This window comes from Desulfopila aestuarii DSM 18488, from assembly GCF_900143695.1.
In the GTDB taxonomy this organism is placed as follows: Bacteria; Desulfobacterota; Desulfobulbia; order Desulfobulbales; family Desulfocapsaceae; genus Desulfopila; species Desulfopila aestuarii.
The window spans coordinates 138395-153941 of the sequence record NZ_FRFE01000012.1; the positions used below are offsets into that span (position 1 = coordinate 138395).

A 15547-nucleotide genomic window follows, 5' to 3' on the forward strand; every position below is an offset into this window, starting at 1 on the left:
GCCAACACAAAAAACATGCATAACTGGCCGATAATATGCATATTGTAATTATTAATAGAGGCCCTATCGCCATCAATGTTACACATTGCAACAGTGGCAATCGTACAGGTGATGCAACTTGCAACATTCGTTGCGATATGCAACTCTCCAAACAAATCAGCTGGTTGCTTTAAGTGGAATCAAGGCGGGGTGAGGAATAAACATGGCAAAGCAAAATGGATCGCGGACAGGGCGTAGAAACGGAAAAACTCGTACCATTTTTCCCGGACTATGCTAGTCTTTGATAGGCAATCGGAGATATCGGGGATAACGGTCACGCGGCCCGTACCGCATTTCCGTGACAGTCGCAGGACTAATACAGTGCAGTCGCTCTTTTCAGCAACAGACAGGGTGAATCATGTTCTTTAAGAAACCACCGGAACCCAAGGAAGAGATCAGCGAAAAAGTAGTGGAAGACTCCCAGCTGACGAAAATACGCAACCGTGTCGAGGAGGCCGGCCTGCCGCCGCACGCCCACGACGCCGCTCTCAAAGAACTTGAAAAACTCGAGAAAACCGACGCGGCAGTCGCTGAATACAGTGTCGGCATCAACTATGTTGATCTCCTGGTTTCGTTGCCCTGGAACATCTCCAGCATGGGCAATCTCGATCCGGTGCGGGCCCGTGCCATTCTTGAGGAACGGCATTGCGGGCTTGAACAGGTGAAGCAGCGAATCCTCGAATTCCTGGCCGCCAAGACCCTGCGCCAGAAAGCCCAGCAGAACATCCTCATCGTCGATGATGAGGAGATTGCCCGTACCAACATGGAATATGTCCTCACCAAGGACGGCTACCGCTGCTACAGTGCAGCCAACGGGGTCGCAGCCCTGGAGCTGCTGGACAGAGAAGATATCGACCTTATCGTCAGCGATCTCAAGATGGAACGGATGGACGGGATGGAGTTACTGGCCTCCGTCCATCGCAATCACCCGGAAATTCCCGTGATTATGGTTACAGGCTTTGCCTCGGTGAACTCAGCGGTGGAGGCGATGCGAAGCGGCGCCGCCTATTATCTCGGCAAACCGGTCAATCTCGATGAGTTGAAAAAAACGGTACGGGAAGTACTCGACCGCACCTTGACGGCGGACATGGGCAAGAGCCCGATCCTCTGTTTTACCGGTCCGCCTGGCACCGGTAAAACCTCTGTGGGCAGGGCCATCGCCGAGGCCTTGCAGCTCAAGTTTATCCGGGTGTCACTGGCAGGTTTGCGAGACGAAGCGGAGCTACGTGGCCACAGGCGCACTTACGTGGGCGCCATGCCGGGCCGCATTATTAACGAGTTGAAGCGTTCCGGGGTCAACAACCCGGTGTTTATGCTCGATGAAATCGACAAAATCGGCCAGGATTTCCGGGGCGATCCGGCTTCTGTCATGCTTGAAGTGCTGGACCCGGAGCAGAACGTGAAGTTTATGGATCACTACCTCGACATTCCGTTCAGCCTCTCGCGCATCATGTTCATCGCCACCGCCAATGATGTAACCAAGCTGCCAGGCCCCCTGCTCGATCGCATGGAGCTTATTGAATTCTCCGGCTATACCGAAAAGGAAAAATGCCGGATCGCGGAAAAGTTCATTATCCCAAGACAGCTGAAAGCCAACGGCCTACGTAATACCGGCATTGAGTTCAGCCCTGAAGCCGTGGCCAGGGTCATCAGCGGTTACACCAGAGAGTCGGGGCTCAGGAATCTTGAGCGGGAAATTGCCAACGTCTGTCGCAAGCTGGCACTGTCCCGCCTGAACCAGGAAGATACACCCCCGCAAGCGACAACACTGGAAGCAAATGACATCCCAGCCTTTCTCGGGCCGCGCCGTTTTATTCGTGAAGGGGCGCAAACAACTCCCCGCATCGGCATCACCACAGGTCTAGTCTGGTCAGAGTCGGGTGGCGAGATCATCAACGTAGAAACGGTGGCCATGAAGGGCAGCGGCCGATTGCTGCTCACCGGTTCATTAGGAGATGTCCTGCAGGAATCAGCTCAGGCGGCACTCAGTCTCATCCGCAGCCAAGCCGGTGAATACGGCATCGACGACCACTATTTCGCAGAGACCGACATCCATATCCACTTTCCTGCTGGCGGTATCGCCAAGGACGGCCCCTCTGCAGGAATCACCATTTTCGCGGCACTGGTCTCGCTGCTCACCAAGTGTCCGGCGAGAAGGGATGTGGCCATGACCGGGGAAATGACCCTGAGCGGCAGGATTCTGCCTATCAGTGGTATTCGGGAGAAACTTCTGGCCGCACAGCGGGCCGGCATGCAGCGGGTGCTGTTGCCGCTTGCCAACAAAGAGGAAGTAGAATCTCTACCGCCCGATGTACGAGAAGGAATGACGGTGACTCTGGTGGACGCAAGCGACGAAATATTGCCTTACGTGCTGGTGAAAGGAGAAAGCAGCGACAGCTAAGTATCATGCATCCGGGTCTTCCAAGCCATAACGCTTGATCTTGCGCCAGAGGGAGACGCGGTCGATATCAAGAATCTTGGCGGCTTTCGACTTGTTCCCCTCTACCTCGTCAAGAACTTCGAGGATATAGCGTTTCTCCTGCTCGGCAAGGGTGGGCCAGAAATCGCGCGCGGCATGGACGGTGGGTACAGCCGTCACTTGCTGGATGTCTTCCAGGCAATGGGCAGATTCAATGACTGCACCATTGTCTGCCTGGAGCAACAGCCGCTGTGCGATGTTCTCCAGCTCCCTGATGTTTCCCGGGAATGTATACTCCTGCAGCCGTTCGCCCACTTCCCTGGAAAGTCTGGGTACCACCGCGCCCGGCGGTGAATGCTTGGCAAGAAAGTGGTTGATCAAAAGCGGAATATCTTCTTTTCGCTCGGAAAGTGGTGGAACCGGGATGGTCAGCACATCCAGCCGATAAAAGAGATCGAGGCGAAATGCACCCTCTTCCGCTTCCTTTTTCAGGTTTTTGTTTGTGGCTGCGAGAATCCGCACATCAATGGAGATCTCTTCGGAACCGCCCACCCGCATCACCACTCGCTCCTGCAGGACCCTGAGCAGTTTCACCTGCATCTGCAACGACAACTCACCGACCTCGTCAAAGAAAACGGTGCCACCATTGGCCAGCTCCAGCAACCCCTTCTTGGTCTGACTCGCCCCGGTAAAGGCACCCTTTTCATAACCAAAAAGTTCACTGGCGATCAGCTCCTCGGTAAAGGCGCCGCAGTTAAAGGCCACAAACCGATTGGATGCCCGAGGACTCAATTCATGGATGGTCCTGGCCACCAGTTCTTTGCCAGTACCGGTCTCACCTAAAATGAGGACATTGCAATCGAGCTGAGCCACTTGAGTGATGGTCTCGCGCAGCAACTGGGTCTTGACGCTCCGCCCGAGAATCCTGTTTGCGCCGCTCTGGGACGACACCTGCTTACGTAGCTCACTGATCTCCCGGCGCATGGTCCGCTTTTCCAGAGCCTTCTGGACCAGGGCCAGCATTTCATCCATCTTGACCGGTTTGGCAAGGTAGTGGTAAGCCCCTTTACGCATAGCTTCAACCGCCGTATCGACGCTGGCATAGCCGGTAATAACGATCACTTCGGTATCCGGCCACAGTTTCCTGGCAACGCCAAGCACCGCCATACCGTCACGCCCTTTCATCCGCAGGTCGGTGAGGACCAGATCGACCTCCTGCTCTTCTAAAAGAGCAATGGCCCCACCACCATCATCCGCAGTCAACACCTCGTAGCCACCCTTTTCCAGGATGTACGCAACGTTGTCCCGGGCAATCGCCTCGTCATCAACCACCAGAATCCGTGCCATATCTCCCCCTGCCTACCCGTTGCTCACCGCCGATAGCGGCAGGTGGATATGAAAGGCTGCGCCTTCGCCCGGGCTGCTCTCTACAGTAATCCGGCCGTTATGCTTCTGGATGATGCCATAAGCAATGGACAAGCCGAGCCCGGTACCCTGTCCTTCCTCTTTGGTGGTATAGAACGGATCAAAGAGACGATCCTTGATCTCTTCAGGGATACCCGAGCCCGTATCACGAACGATGACGATCGCTTCCTCGGCAACATCATCAACTTCAGCCGAAATAGTAATGCTGCCCTCCCCAACGATGGCCTGTGAGGCATTGATCAGCATATTCAGGAGCACCTCCTGCAGCCGCTGAACATCCATCGGCACAATGAGGTTATCCGGAATATCAACTGTTATGGCGACAGGTGCAGGAACCTGGCTGCGAACCAGCTTGACCGCTCGGGCGACCGTTTCCTGGAGACTGGCGGGGCGGAGTGAAAACTCCCTGGTCCTCGAGAATTCGAGAAGCCCTTGTACGACGTCACGGGCCCGATAGGTTTCCTGTTCGATATTGTTCAGCATCCTGCGGACCAGTTCGGTATCGCCGCTGTCGAACTCCGTGGTGGCAATCTGGCAGGAAGTGGAAATATTGTTCAGCGGATTGTTCAGCTGATGGGCAATACCGGCAGTCAGGGTACCGATGGAAGAGAGCTTCTGGGACTGTACCAGCTGGTCCTGGCGACGCTCCAACTCTCCAACCATGGTGTTGAATGCCTCCATCACCTGCTGCATCTCATCACGGGTATTAAGCACCTCAATACGGCGAAACTGCCCCACCGCAATATCTTCAGTTGCCTTTTTGATAATACCGAGCGGCCTGAAAATATTGATCGACATGACCAGTGGAATAAAGATACCGACAGCAATGGCCACCAGCGACCAAAGCAGCAACTGTTCCACCAGAGCATTCAGGATAGCAAGAATCTGCAGGTGTTCAAAACTGACCAGCTCCTTACTGCGCTCGGTCATGTCCTGCCCCTCCTGACGCAATTTTTCCTCCAGCTCGTTATGGTCCTGCTCACTATGGATACGCTGCCCATGATCATGGAACATATTGGCCATCAGCAACACATCCTGCTGGTATGCCAATAGTGCAGCCTTCAGCCCGATCAGCATCGGATGCACCTTGAGTGTGGCAACCCGGGCATTGATGATATCCACCGTTTCAAGGGCCTTATCCAGCTGCTGCTGGTTTTCCGTCAAGGCTTCCTCGGTGCCGTAAAGCAGAAAGTTTTTTTCGTAGCGGCGGACTTCGAGGATAATGGTGTTCAGACTATAGGCCAGTTCGACCACTTCCAGCTTTTCCTTGGCGGTGAAGATATCTTCCTGCGACACCACGGACATACCAAGGATACCGGCTATATAGCACACAAGTATGATAAGAATTTTCTTCCTGACACCTAAAGGGGGGATAATCGTCATGGCTACATTTTCCCGGGAGGTTTTCGAAAGATGTACTCAATCCATCAGCGACCCTTGACCCGGCAAGACACGCACAGGCAGGCCAAGCGACGAAAAGCTACTCGGCTCCACCATATACTACGGTCTAAACGATTGCCAGTCTGATTTTCACAAAGAAAAGTCCGACCATAGGATGGCCGGACGGTAAAAACTTCGGTTCGGTGCTACGAAAATGAGGAGTCAGCAGAAAAGACCGAAATGCTAACAGCACCACGAACAAACTCCATTTTCGTTCTTTTCGTTTGTTCAGACTCTGTAGTTATCTACGCCTCCTCGGTGGTGGCACCGCCAGGATACGTTTGAGATTGTCGCTCAGTTTAAACAACCGGTAACTGATGGTCTTATCGAGCAACATGGTCCGGTTACCGATCTGGATGGTAGTTCCAGCCTGAATGGAGCCCTGCACCTCGATGGAAATTTCCCGCAGATTGATACTGTACTTGTCGGACATCTCTTCAGCTGTGAAATTTCCCTCCTCTGCCGCACCAGCCCGGGAATAGAGGCCTGAGCCGGGAACCATGTTCATCCGCTTCAACTGCAACTTAATCACCTCGGCCTCGCGCTCCATCTGCCGCAGCTTACGGGAGCGGCCTCCGCCTATCTGCAATTGCTGAATAATCTCGGCCTGCATTTCCGAGAGGTTCTTTTTCATTTCACGATATTTTTCAAGCCGTTCGGGAGTGACACCGGCGGCAAGCAACAGCGGATTGGCCTTTTCAGAGCCGACATCACCAAACGTCATGCTGCCGGCAGCCACCATCTCACTACCCACCACAGTGCTTTCCTTTCGGCAACGAATATCGCCGCCGGCATGAATCGTTGAGTAGTATGCCTGCTTTCGCACCACACAATTACCCCCACAGTCAATTCGGCCCTGTTCAATGAAAAGGATGTCGACATCGCCATCGGCAGCAATTCTCGTCTTTTGCCCGGTAATACCGCTTTTGATGACGATGTTGGCAAGACTCTCGACGGTAGCCGAGCTGACGGTACCACTTATTTCAACATCACCATCCGCCTTCACCATAAAGCCAGGCTGCACCGAGCCTTTAATCACCAGGCAATTTTTCGATTCCACATTACCGGTGGAAAAATCGATATCGCCTTCAATTTTCTTTCGGCTGCTGACATTAATGATATTGCCACGCACCACCGACAACACGCCCCCGGCAGTGGCCCGGACCTCATTGGTCTCAGGATTGAAGCTAACGTCGCCGCTGGTCTTGACCAAGATATCCTTACCCGCCTGTGCCTCAATGTTCTCCCCGAACACATTCACCCCGGCGGTTCCTGGACTAGCTGGGATCTTCATCGCCAACACTTCCCCCTCACTCACCGGTACCATCACCCGCCGTTCACGAAAATCGATGCTGCCGTCTTTCAGCAATTTACCGGCAATTGGCCCGATCTCGATGAGAAACTGCAGGAACGCGTCCTGGCTTGGTCCACACTCATGACCGGTGGCAACAACTATTGAATGAAACTCCTTTAATCCTTGCTGCACATATTCCTTGGCAGTCGCAACTTTCTCGACATCAAGACCATGGACGATCCCCGCCTCAGCCAGCAGCTGATCAAGATCCTCTCCAATGAGCGAGCGTCCTTCCGGCAACGGTGGATGCACAGCCAGGGTTGCTTTCATTTTATCGCTGGTTACCCGAAAAAGCGGCTCCACCGAAACAACCAACGTCTCCACCTTGTTTTCATCTTCCGCAACAAACCGGTCAACTCGGGGATAACCCGGCACCGCAGCATACAACTCGTTGTTCCCCTCGGAAAAATACGTATGATCGCCGGCCTTAACAGGCTGCTTTTCAAAACCCCGGTCCTGGAATTTGGCAAAGTCCTCGAAGCTGAGAAGCAAACTGTCCTTATGTACCAGTTCAGACACGACAATGCGGTCACCCGTGTCATCCTCACCAATCTGCATCCGCGTTGAGGTAAAATGGAGGGTCGGCTCAAAATATTTCACCCGATTTGAACCGGGAGGGCTATCGGTGGACATGACTGGTCACTCCTTTTGCATTAAGAGATCACCGAAGGTGTTCATCTGCACTGCGATTCCGCTTTGATTCTGATATTTACAACACTATAGTCTTACACAAATTGTAGCACCATATAGTACGCATATCAATTTTCGCCGAGTAAATGCAAGTACTTCATTATCTGACGAAAGAATTTCCGACCAATCACCTTCAAAATCAGTCGGCAAATCAGGAAAATGGACAAGACGTATATCAACCAACGCTGTCATACATCCTCCCTGCAGTCCATTGGTGCCGCTTGAGTTTGGTAACCGGAAGGGATATAGTGGGTCAGGCGCAATATCTCTCTCGCATCACTGAGATTCTTTATAGGATAGATCACCGTTTTTCATAACCATCGAGGTCATTATGAAGGTAGGAATAATCGGCTTGCCCCAGACGGGAAAAAAGACACTGTTTCAGGTCATCACCGGCACCGTTCTGCGTGAACAGAGTGGAGCCAAACCGATACCGGGCACTGCGGATATTCGTGATCAGCGATTTGATAAGCTGGTAACTATGTACCACCCGAAAAAAGAGACCCGGGCCCGGCTGGAGCTGGTGCTGTTGCCGAAGATGGAAAAAGAAAACATCTCTCGTGGTGATATCTTTCGAGAGATAAATGATGTCGACACGCTGCTCCATGTAGTACGAGCCTTTGAAGACGAGGCCATCTACCATGAATCCGGCTCGGTCGACCCGATCAGGGACATGGAGATGGTCAATTCAGAGCTGTTGATGCATGACCAGATCTTTGTGGAAAAGCGGATCGAGCGGCTGGAGACGGCGATCAAGAAAATCAAGGACGACAAGCAGATCAAAGAACTGGAGCTGATCAAACGGATGCAGGAGCATCTCGAAAATGAACACCCCTTGCGACTCATGGAGTTCAACGAAGATGAGGAGCTGATGATCCGTAGCTACCCGCTTATCACCCGAAAGGAGCTGATTGTCGCCTTCAACGTTTCCGAAGAGCAGCTGGCCGACTCCTCATTGCTTGAAAAAGTGCAAACTGCCTGCGAAAAAGAGAAACTTGAAGCGATGCTGGTCTCCGCCCAGGTGGAATCAGAAATCGCCCAGCTCGACAGCGACGAGGAAAAAGCAGAGTTCATGCAGGACCTGGGTATTAAGGAGCCGGCAATCGAGGTCCTCACGCGCCTTTGCCTGAAAGCACTCGGCCGTATCTCCTTTTTCACAGTCGGCCCCGATGAGGTGCACCAGTGGCTGGTGCGCGTCAATTCACCCGCACCGGTGGCGGCGGGCGCCATCCACTCCGATCTGCAGCGCGGATTCATCCGGGCCGAAGTGTGTAAATATGATGAACTGATCGAATATGGCAGCGAGGCCGAGCTGAAAAAGCTGGGTAAATTCTACCTGCAGGGCAAAGATTATATCGTGGTCGACGGAGATATCTTGAATATCCGGTTCAAGGTATAATCAACAGCCCTTCCTATAAAGAGTTCCCTTAAGACGAATGGGGCGGAAATCTGCCCCATTCGTCAATTCATTATTCCATGTTCTGCAACGCTGAGATTCGCAACTCAAGCGGCGGGTGGCTGCGCAGTAAATCTGCCAGACCGCCCTGACGCGGCCGAATGCCAAAAGCCGCCATCTGCTCAGGCAGATGGGACGGTTCGTGGCTCAGCTGTAATCGTCGTAAAGCGTTTACCATCTTCTCTTTACCAACCAGATAGGCCGCCCCGCGATCGGCCACATATTCGCGACGCCGCGAGAACCACATGACTATGATCGAGGCAAAAAGACCAAACACCAGCTCAAGGACAATAGTCACCGCCATATAGCCGAAAAAGCCCAAGCCTCCGCCTTCCTCATCGCTTGACAGGAAATTATTGATAACATTTGCCGCCATCCTCGACAGGAAAATGACAAAGGTGTTCAGCACGCCCTGGATAAGCGACATGGTAACCATATCGCCGCAGGCGACGTGGGTGATTTCATGGGCCAGAACGGCCTCGACTTCGTCCCGCGCCATATTCTGCAACAGCCCGGTCGATACCGCTACCAGGGCATCATCCTTTTTCATGCCGGTGGCGAAGGCGTTCATGTCGGGAGAATCGTAGATCGCCACTTCCGGCATACCGATCTCCGCCTCTTTCGCCATCCGGGCAACCGTGTCATACAGCCACTGCTCGGTGGGGTTGGACGGCTGGGTAATAACGACGGCGCCTGTGGATTTTTTAGCGATCCATTTCGACATGGCCAGCGAGATAAACGAACCGCCCATACCGAAAATGGCGGCCATTACCAGAAGACCCGAAGTAGATCGGGAATCGACCCCCAAGACACTCATTACAATCCCGAGCAGCACCAGAATAGCTAGGTTTGTTGCCAAATAGAGACCTATTCGTAACACTTTTTCCTCCTTTTTATCGAAAATCGAGATTTACTGCACCTGCCAGACATCAGACTGTGCAGCGTTTATATTTTTCTTTTGTCAGAATAACCATTCCGGTTCTGACGACAAGAGATAACGACAGAATATCGTAGATTACCATGCCGATTATGCTCTTTTGCACCGAGGTATCCAAGAACAGTACACGGCTTTCCTCTTAACTCACTCCTTCCTGACGGCAGACCTGAAGTGCTCCTCCAGGAGTTTTCATTCGTGTTACGCCAGCCGGCTCCATTTTACGACTCGCCTCTTCACCACAGTATGGACCGGGTGAACTGCAGTTATTCTTTGCCTCAAGATATCGGTCTAACCGGTTCATGATCTTTTTTTACTCAATTGCACGAACAGGGTTCACCATGCACCAATGATCTGGTACTGTTATCAATATGAGAAAATGTTTTGCAAAACTGTATCCTGCAGCGAGGGAAGAACAACTCACCCATGGAAATGAAATTTCTGTTCAGCCAAAAATATCTTCCCCATTTCTTTGCAGTCATCACGCTCTGCGCCCTGCTCATTGTCTCTGAGTATTTCTTTCATCTGAACGTCCAACACCAGCATGGATTGCAGCATAGTGAAGTCTTCAACCAGGCCGCCACAGTCCGGCTGAACATCGAGCGTGAGATCAACACCACGCTGAATCTTTCCACCGGGCTCGTTCTCTTTGTCTCCATTAACCCGACATTCACCGAAAGTGAGTTTGTGGGTATTGCCAAAGAACTGCTCAATAAGGCGCCCAACCTGCGTAATATCGCCCTGGCCAAAGATAACGTTATCAACCATATCTACCCATTCGAGGGCAACGAAAAGGCACTTGGACTTCGATATATGGATCACCCGGAGCAAAAAGAGGCGGTGGTGCGAGCCATCAAGCTGAAAAACACCGTCATTGCCGGTCCGGTGAACCTCAAGCAGGGTGGTGAAGGCTTCATCAGTCGTATCCCGATTTTTCTTGCCGGATCGGAAGACAGTTACTGGGGGCTTGCCAGCATTGTTATCAACGTTGGCGATTTTTACAAAGCATGCGGCCTCTCCGAGCATGATGCCAGGGTCAGGTACGCCCTCCGCGGCAAAGACGGATTGGGAGAAAACGGCGCAGTATTTTTTGGCCAGGAATCGCTCTTCACCGATAAAGAGTCGATACAACTCCCTATCAGTCTTCCTGTCGGCAACTGGATTCTTGCAGCGAAACCAGCTGAACTGGCGGCAATGCCGCCACTGCTCCTGTTCCTGCGGGGATTCGGTATTGCCGTCTCATTTATTGTCAGCGGTCTGGTTTTTGCCCTGTTCAGTTCGTATCGGCGTATCCGCTATCTGGCCCTCCACGACCCCCTGACCGGTCTTGCCAACCGGCGACTCTTTTTCGAGCATGTAAAACAGGCGGTCTTTTCAGCCACCCGCAAACAAGGACGGTTTGCCATTGTCTATCTCGATCTTGACAATTTCAAACCCATCAACGACACCTACGGCCATAAACACGGCGACCATGTTTTAAAAGAAGTCGCACTACGTATGACCGAAGGGTTGCGGCACTCCGACATTACTGCCAGGATCGGCGGCGATGAGTTCATTCTCCTGATGCAGGATACCGACAAAGCTGAAGATATCCCGAGTCTGGTTGAGAAAATCGCCCAACTGATCCGCCATCCGTTGACGCTGGACAATGGCGTCACCATCCAGATTCAGGCTAGTATCGGTGCCTCCATCTACCCGGACGACGGCACCACCGCCGACGAACTCATTCGTTATGCCGACCGCAGAATGTATACAGCCAAAAGCAATAAACGAAAATAACGGCCAGCTACCCTGCCAGGCTTGCTACATTTTTGTCGTTGCGAGACATTATTGTCTAGTTCCTGCCATTCCCGACAAAGCGAACATCAAGGGCAGCCTCAAGCGAAAAAGAACACATGTAATTGTAAATACTAGACAATAACAATTCGACACACCATTAGTCTCCTTTGGCATATCAGTTGCTCTAGAGAAACCTATAGACCTTCCAGGCTGTTTCAACAGATTGATGCAACAAAGGAGAAAACCATGGCCAAAAAGAATGTTGAGGAACTGCTTATCGCCGGCGGAAAAAGCCAGCCCCTGCGCACCAAATACGATGCTCTGAAAAGTATGGACGATTTTGTTGCCTCGGCTGTAACCGACGGCTACGATTTCACTGCCGATGAGTTGAAAGAAGTACTCCGCGAGTCCGGTGATTCATTTGATTCGTTTGGCAATCCGCCAAAACGTATGATCTGGTGGTTTTAACCCGAATTTCTCAAGAAATCGGGGGTAGGCGGAAGAAAAATTCGACGGGTTGCCATTGAGGTCAACCCGTCGTTTTCTCTTCTGAAAAGTCGAGGCTAGTCTTCGATATCATAATCTGCTTTACCACAGATCGAGCACCTGAGGGTTTGGTCTTCCCTGTCAAAGATGTACTCCCACTTCTTTTGTTCAATCATCTCTTTTTCTTCCACACCACAGTGGATACAGACCCACCTGTCACCTTTTTCCGTCTCAAATAAATGCATGTCCCTTCCTGTCTGTCAGATATTGTCAAGTAACCCGTAATAACCCGAGGCAGCCGGACAATCCGTCGAGTCTTTTCGTTTACACTGCCGGCAGAGTCAGTAGTACCGCATCCTCATCGACCACGCAACGACCTTGCAACGCTTCAAGCAGAACCCGCTCTTCTTTCCCGGGGAACACCCCCAAACTCGAAAGGTCACTCGTATGCACCGCGAAACGGATGACAAGACCCTCATCACTCACATGCGAGGTTATGGTTACAGCCGTGCCGGCAATCGCAACAGTATAGAGGTGGACCAAAATCTGATAACACAATGCCTCAAGCTGAAACAAACCAAGTTCCACCTGATGATCAGGATCACTCTGAACCATCACGGTCATACTGCGCATGGCCGCCTTACGGGTGGTGAGATCGGCCATCAACTGCAGGATATCACTGACCGCGGCCCTGGCCACCGGCGCATCGCCGCTGTGGGCGAAACGATTCAGGTTCTTGATGATGGTGTTGGACCTTGTTACCTGCTGAGCGACCTTGGCAGCGGCCTTCTGTACCCGTTCTGCCGGCACCCCGGAATCCCCTGACATAAGTGCCAGGTCATCGAGTAAACCGGCATTCTCGTTAATAATCGCCAGGGTATTTTTCAGATCATGGGATACCATGGCAGAAATCGCCCCAAAGACCTGAAGACAAAGCCCATCCACACTTTCTATATTCCGCATATCCTACACCTAGCTGCTTTCTCCGGAATATCCGGCCCACTGGCAGCCCCTTAGAGGGAGATCGCCCGACACCCCGGGACATTATTCATGCAAGCGTTACGCCTTTGAATCTCCACAGGCGCTTTTTACGATTGCTATCAGCCGATTCAGATCCACCGGTTTCATTATATAATCAAAAGCGCCCAGCTCCATCCCCTCCCGGCCCGCCTCAAACGAGCCGTGGCCGGTGAGAATGACCACCTTCAGGTGAGGATAGCTCTCACGCAACTTCGCCAACACCTCAAGACCGTCCAAGTCCGGCATTTTCAGATCGAGCAGCAAAATATCCGGCACCTCTTCATCAATCGCTGCCAGCGCATCTATTCCCGAATTGACCATTCTGGCCTGAAACTTCCGCAGTTGCAGCCGGGTAACCAGGGTTGAAGCAAACTCCACCTCATCATCGGCAACCAAGATGCGTATCCCTTTATCTTTCTCGTTATTCTCCATGCTCTTCTCTGTGTACCGGTATTGTAATTGTAAAGGCCGTCCCCTGACCAACCACCGACCTGACGGTGATGTCGCCGCCCAGTTTTTTGATCAACCCGTAGCAAATGGAAAGTCCAAGCCCAGTCCCTTTGCCGGTCTCTTTGGTTGTGTAGAACGGCTCAAAGATATGGGGAAGGATCTGTTTGTCGATACCCGGCCCATTATCCTGGATAACAACCCTGACATCGCCTGCCACAGTATGGGTGGTTATGGAAATCACCCCGTCTTTGCCGATGGCATCGATGGCATTATTGATGATGTTCAAGAATATCTGCTGCAACTGCAACCGATCACTCACTGCCTCTGGCAAATCTGACTGCAGATGCAGCTCGAGTTTGATCCGGCTGTAGAGCATGGCATTGTCCAGAAACTGCAAGACTTCACCGATGATATCGTTTACCTGCAGTGGTTCTTCGGTCACGTCAGTTCTCCGGGCAAAACCGAGCAACCGGTGAGTGATGGCCTTGCACCTCTCCACACTCTTGGAAATCCCGCCCAGGTTATTTTTAACGGTGTCTTTATATTCAAAATCACTGGTCATCTCCAGCAGATCCTCGATCAATCCCGCCTTCTGGCTGATGATCGCCAGGGGGTTGTTAATCTCATGCCCGACACCTGCCGCCAGCCGGCCGATGGAGGCAAGCTTGTCGGTATGCTCGGCCTCTTTCAGCATTGCTATCTGCATTTCGTCGGTCTTTTTAATGAGGCCGGTCAGCATCTTCACCAGAGTATGGACCACTATCAGACTCATCAAGATACAAGTGAAGATGATAAAAATAAACCTGGCCCGGAAATTCTTCCACTCGTCGTGATGAATATAGCGACGCTTCAGCAGTACCAGAGACCAGGGTGTATTGTTTATGGTCCCGATGGCCTCGAAGGTGTCCTCCCCCCGATCCGAAAGTTTATGGTGAATTCCGACCTCAACCGGTGAGCCGAACTTTGCAAGCGTCTTGCCGTAATAGCCCGACGAGGTCTGAAGCACCCCGTTGCCATCCACAAGGAACAGGTCGTCGGTTGCGTTGGTCTTGATAGTATCGATAAACTCCTGGAGAGTTGAAGCATCGATAGTTGCCCGTAACACCCAGAGTTGACGAGTCTTCGGGTCGAGGTTGCTGACGGCAATGGCGAAATGAGGGACCTTACGGTAGCCGGTATAGACACCGCTGATATAGACGCCTTTGTCGAACACCTCCTGCAGCCACTTCTCTTTTGAATAGTCAGCCCCCTGCAGGTTATACGGCCCGTAATATGCCTGCTGGATACCGCTCTGGTCAATCACCCCGAGATCGGCAAAGAAGGCATACTGGTGCTGGATACGAATAAAGAGTTCCTCAAGATTATCATTTTCCGTCAATTCCATATAGCGGTCCCGACGGGCGGTAAACTGTACTACAGACTTTAGACTAGTGACCATATGCTCAATGGACTTTATTTTGCCATCTATCTTCCACTGCAATTCCTCCTGCTCGGAAATCTGGAAGAGCCTGTTATAGTTCTGATAGCCAAGCCAGCCGACCACCAGCACCGGAACGATGGCAATCAGCAGCATGCTCGAATAGAGCACCATACTGAGCTGAGCGTAACTCCGCTGGCCGGAGTCGGCATCGACCGGATTTCTCACCGCATTCGGGGCAATCCAGTCAAAAATTGTAAATGGATTCTTGGTATTCATAAGCTCAACGGCTCGTCACTGTTTTGCTGGAGAATCTCACCCTGCTGCAAGCGGCCGGAGAGCGCCTTTTCCAGCGCCATCTGCCACCCCCCGATAATACCGTCCAATACTTTCACTTTTTTCCAGACCAGGAAATTATAGTGTAGTTCCTCAATTCCGCCGCAGACCACATCGGTGATATGCTCCTCAACGATCATCTGGCAAAGCCCTTCGTCTGACGGCCGCTCCATGATAATGGTCTTCGGTTCTCCCACGACCTCACCGTTTTCAAAACGGGCCATGAATATTTCCGTTGCCAGGTCAAACCGCGGAGCAACAAAATCGCCCTGAATGGGAATCAGCAATTTTCTCACGCAAGC

At 52.1% G+C, this 15547-nt stretch carries 14 protein-coding genes; 4 read left to right on the forward strand and 10 right to left on the reverse strand.

Annotated features, from left to right (window positions below):
- Nucleotides 1-397: 397 nt before the first annotated feature.
- On the forward strand, nt 398-2440 hold the full coding sequence (locus BUF15_RS13310) for a S16 family serine protease (RefSeq protein WP_073613981.1): 2043 nt from the start codon (nt 398-400) through the stop codon (nt 2438-2440).
- A gap of 3 nt (nt 2441-2443) precedes the next feature.
- Here BUF15_RS13310 and BUF15_RS13315 read toward each other — a convergent pair whose 3' ends face one another.
- The 3 genes from BUF15_RS13315 to BUF15_RS13325 form a co-directional block, all read right to left on the reverse strand.
- Complete coding sequence (locus BUF15_RS13315; protein WP_073613982.1) at nt 2444-3805, reverse strand: sigma-54-dependent transcriptional regulator; 1362 nt, start codon at nt 3803-3805, stop codon at nt 2444-2446.
- A gap of 12 nt (nt 3806-3817) precedes the next feature.
- Entirely contained in the window at nt 3818-5266 is a 1449-nt protein-coding gene (locus tag BUF15_RS13320; protein ID WP_073613983.1) for a sensor histidine kinase, read from the reverse strand.
- Between the two features lie 298 nt (nt 5267-5564).
- Nucleotides 5565-7310 (reverse strand): DUF342 domain-containing protein, encoded by a 1746-nt coding sequence (locus tag BUF15_RS13325; RefSeq protein ID WP_073613984.1) that lies wholly within the window; start codon nt 7308-7310, stop codon nt 5565-5567.
- Between the two features lie 388 nt (nt 7311-7698).
- On the opposite strand from BUF15_RS13325, the gene BUF15_RS13330 reads away from it, so the two are divergent.
- Nucleotides 7699-8766 (forward strand): DUF933 domain-containing protein, encoded by a 1068-nt coding sequence (locus BUF15_RS13330; protein WP_073613985.1) that lies wholly within the window; start codon nt 7699-7701, stop codon nt 8764-8766.
- A gap of 70 nt (nt 8767-8836) precedes the next feature.
- Here BUF15_RS13330 and htpX read toward each other — a convergent pair whose 3' ends face one another.
- Both htpX and BUF15_RS27135 read right to left on the reverse strand, forming a co-directional pair.
- The gene (gene htpX / locus BUF15_RS13335) at nt 8837-9703 is read right to left on the reverse strand and encodes a protease HtpX (RefSeq protein ID WP_073613986.1); all 867 of its coding nucleotides are present in this window, start codon (nt 9701-9703) and stop codon (nt 8837-8839) included.
- A gap of 196 nt (nt 9704-9899) precedes the next feature.
- Nucleotides 9900-10061: a hypothetical protein gene (locus BUF15_RS27135; protein ID WP_159441296.1), complete on the reverse strand. Its 162-nt coding sequence runs from the start codon at nt 10059-10061 to the stop codon at nt 9900-9902.
- 122 nt (nt 10062-10183) lie between these two features.
- Here BUF15_RS27135 and BUF15_RS13340 point away from each other — a divergent pair, with 122 nt between their 5' ends.
- Together BUF15_RS13340 and BUF15_RS13345 are read left to right on the forward strand one after the other, a co-directional pair.
- Complete coding sequence (locus BUF15_RS13340; protein ID WP_073613987.1) at nt 10184-11536, forward strand: diguanylate cyclase domain-containing protein; 1353 nt, start codon at nt 10184-10186, stop codon at nt 11534-11536.
- A gap of 246 nt (nt 11537-11782) precedes the next feature.
- Nucleotides 11783-12004, forward strand: coding sequence for a Nif11-like leader peptide family natural product precursor (locus tag BUF15_RS13345; protein WP_073613988.1), 222 nt, complete (start codon nt 11783-11785; stop codon nt 12002-12004).
- A gap of 95 nt (nt 12005-12099) precedes the next feature.
- On the opposite strand, the gene BUF15_RS27140 is transcribed toward BUF15_RS13345, so the two are convergent.
- From BUF15_RS27140 to BUF15_RS13365, 5 genes are all read right to left on the reverse strand, one after another.
- Nucleotides 12100-12267 carry a hypothetical protein gene (locus BUF15_RS27140; protein ID WP_159441297.1) on the reverse strand — a complete coding sequence of 56 codons (168 nt, stop codon included), beginning with the start codon at nt 12265-12267 and terminating at the stop codon, nt 12100-12102.
- A gap of 79 nt (nt 12268-12346) precedes the next feature.
- Nucleotides 12347-12985 carry a sensor histidine kinase gene (locus BUF15_RS13350; protein WP_073613989.1) on the reverse strand — a complete coding sequence of 213 codons (639 nt, stop codon included), beginning with the start codon at nt 12983-12985 and terminating at the stop codon, nt 12347-12349.
- 96 nt (nt 12986-13081) lie between these two features.
- Nucleotides 13082-13474 (reverse strand): response regulator, encoded by a 393-nt coding sequence (locus BUF15_RS13355; protein ID WP_073613990.1) that lies wholly within the window; start codon nt 13472-13474, stop codon nt 13082-13084.
- Entirely contained in the window at nt 13464-15188 is a 1725-nt protein-coding gene (locus BUF15_RS13360; RefSeq protein ID WP_073613991.1) for a sensor histidine kinase, read from the reverse strand. The genes BUF15_RS13355 and BUF15_RS13360 overlap by 11 nt, the downstream gene beginning before the upstream one ends.
- Nucleotides 15185-15541, reverse strand: a complete 357-nt coding sequence (locus BUF15_RS13365; protein ID WP_073613992.1) for a NifB/NifX family molybdenum-iron cluster-binding protein — start codon at nt 15539-15541, stop codon at nt 15185-15187. Before BUF15_RS13365 ends, BUF15_RS13360 begins: the two co-directional genes overlap by 4 nt.
- Nucleotides 15542-15547: the final 6 nt, after the last annotated feature.

Bases quoted from the DNA above. Each gene is read 5' to 3' on its own strand.
- BUF15_RS13310 (WP_073613981.1), top strand. From the start codon at position 398: ATGTTCTTTAAGAAACCACCGGAACCCAAGGAAGAGATCAGCGAAAAA.
- BUF15_RS13315 (WP_073613982.1), bottom strand. From the start codon at position 3,805: ATGGCACGGATTCTGGTGGTTGATGACGAGGCGATTGCCCGGGACAAC.
- BUF15_RS13320 (WP_073613983.1), bottom strand. From the start codon at position 5,266: ATGACGATTATCCCCCCTTTAGGTGTCAGGAAGAAAATTCTTATCATA.
- BUF15_RS13325 (WP_073613984.1), bottom strand. From the start codon at position 7,310: ATGTCCACCGATAGCCCTCCCGGTTCAAATCGGGTGAAATATTTTGAG.
- BUF15_RS13330 (WP_073613985.1), top strand. From the start codon at position 7,699: ATGAAGGTAGGAATAATCGGCTTGCCCCAGACGGGAAAAAAGACACTG.
- BUF15_RS27135 (WP_159441296.1), bottom strand. From the start codon at position 10,061: ATGAACCGGTTAGACCGATATCTTGAGGCAAAGAATAACTGCAGTTCA.
- BUF15_RS13340 (WP_073613987.1), top strand. From the start codon at position 10,184: ATGGAAATGAAATTTCTGTTCAGCCAAAAATATCTTCCCCATTTCTTT.
- BUF15_RS13345 (WP_073613988.1), top strand. From the start codon at position 11,783: ATGGCCAAAAAGAATGTTGAGGAACTGCTTATCGCCGGCGGAAAAAGC.
- BUF15_RS27140 (WP_159441297.1), bottom strand. From the start codon at position 12,267: ATGCATTTATTTGAGACGGAAAAAGGTGACAGGTGGGTCTGTATCCAC.
- BUF15_RS13350 (WP_073613989.1), bottom strand. From the start codon at position 12,985: ATGCGGAATATAGAAAGTGTGGATGGGCTTTGTCTTCAGGTCTTTGGG.
- BUF15_RS13355 (WP_073613990.1), bottom strand. From the start codon at position 13,474: ATGGAGAATAACGAGAAAGATAAAGGGATACGCATCTTGGTTGCCGAT.
- BUF15_RS13360 (WP_073613991.1), bottom strand. From the start codon at position 15,188: ATGAATACCAAGAATCCATTTACAATTTTTGACTGGATTGCCCCGAAT.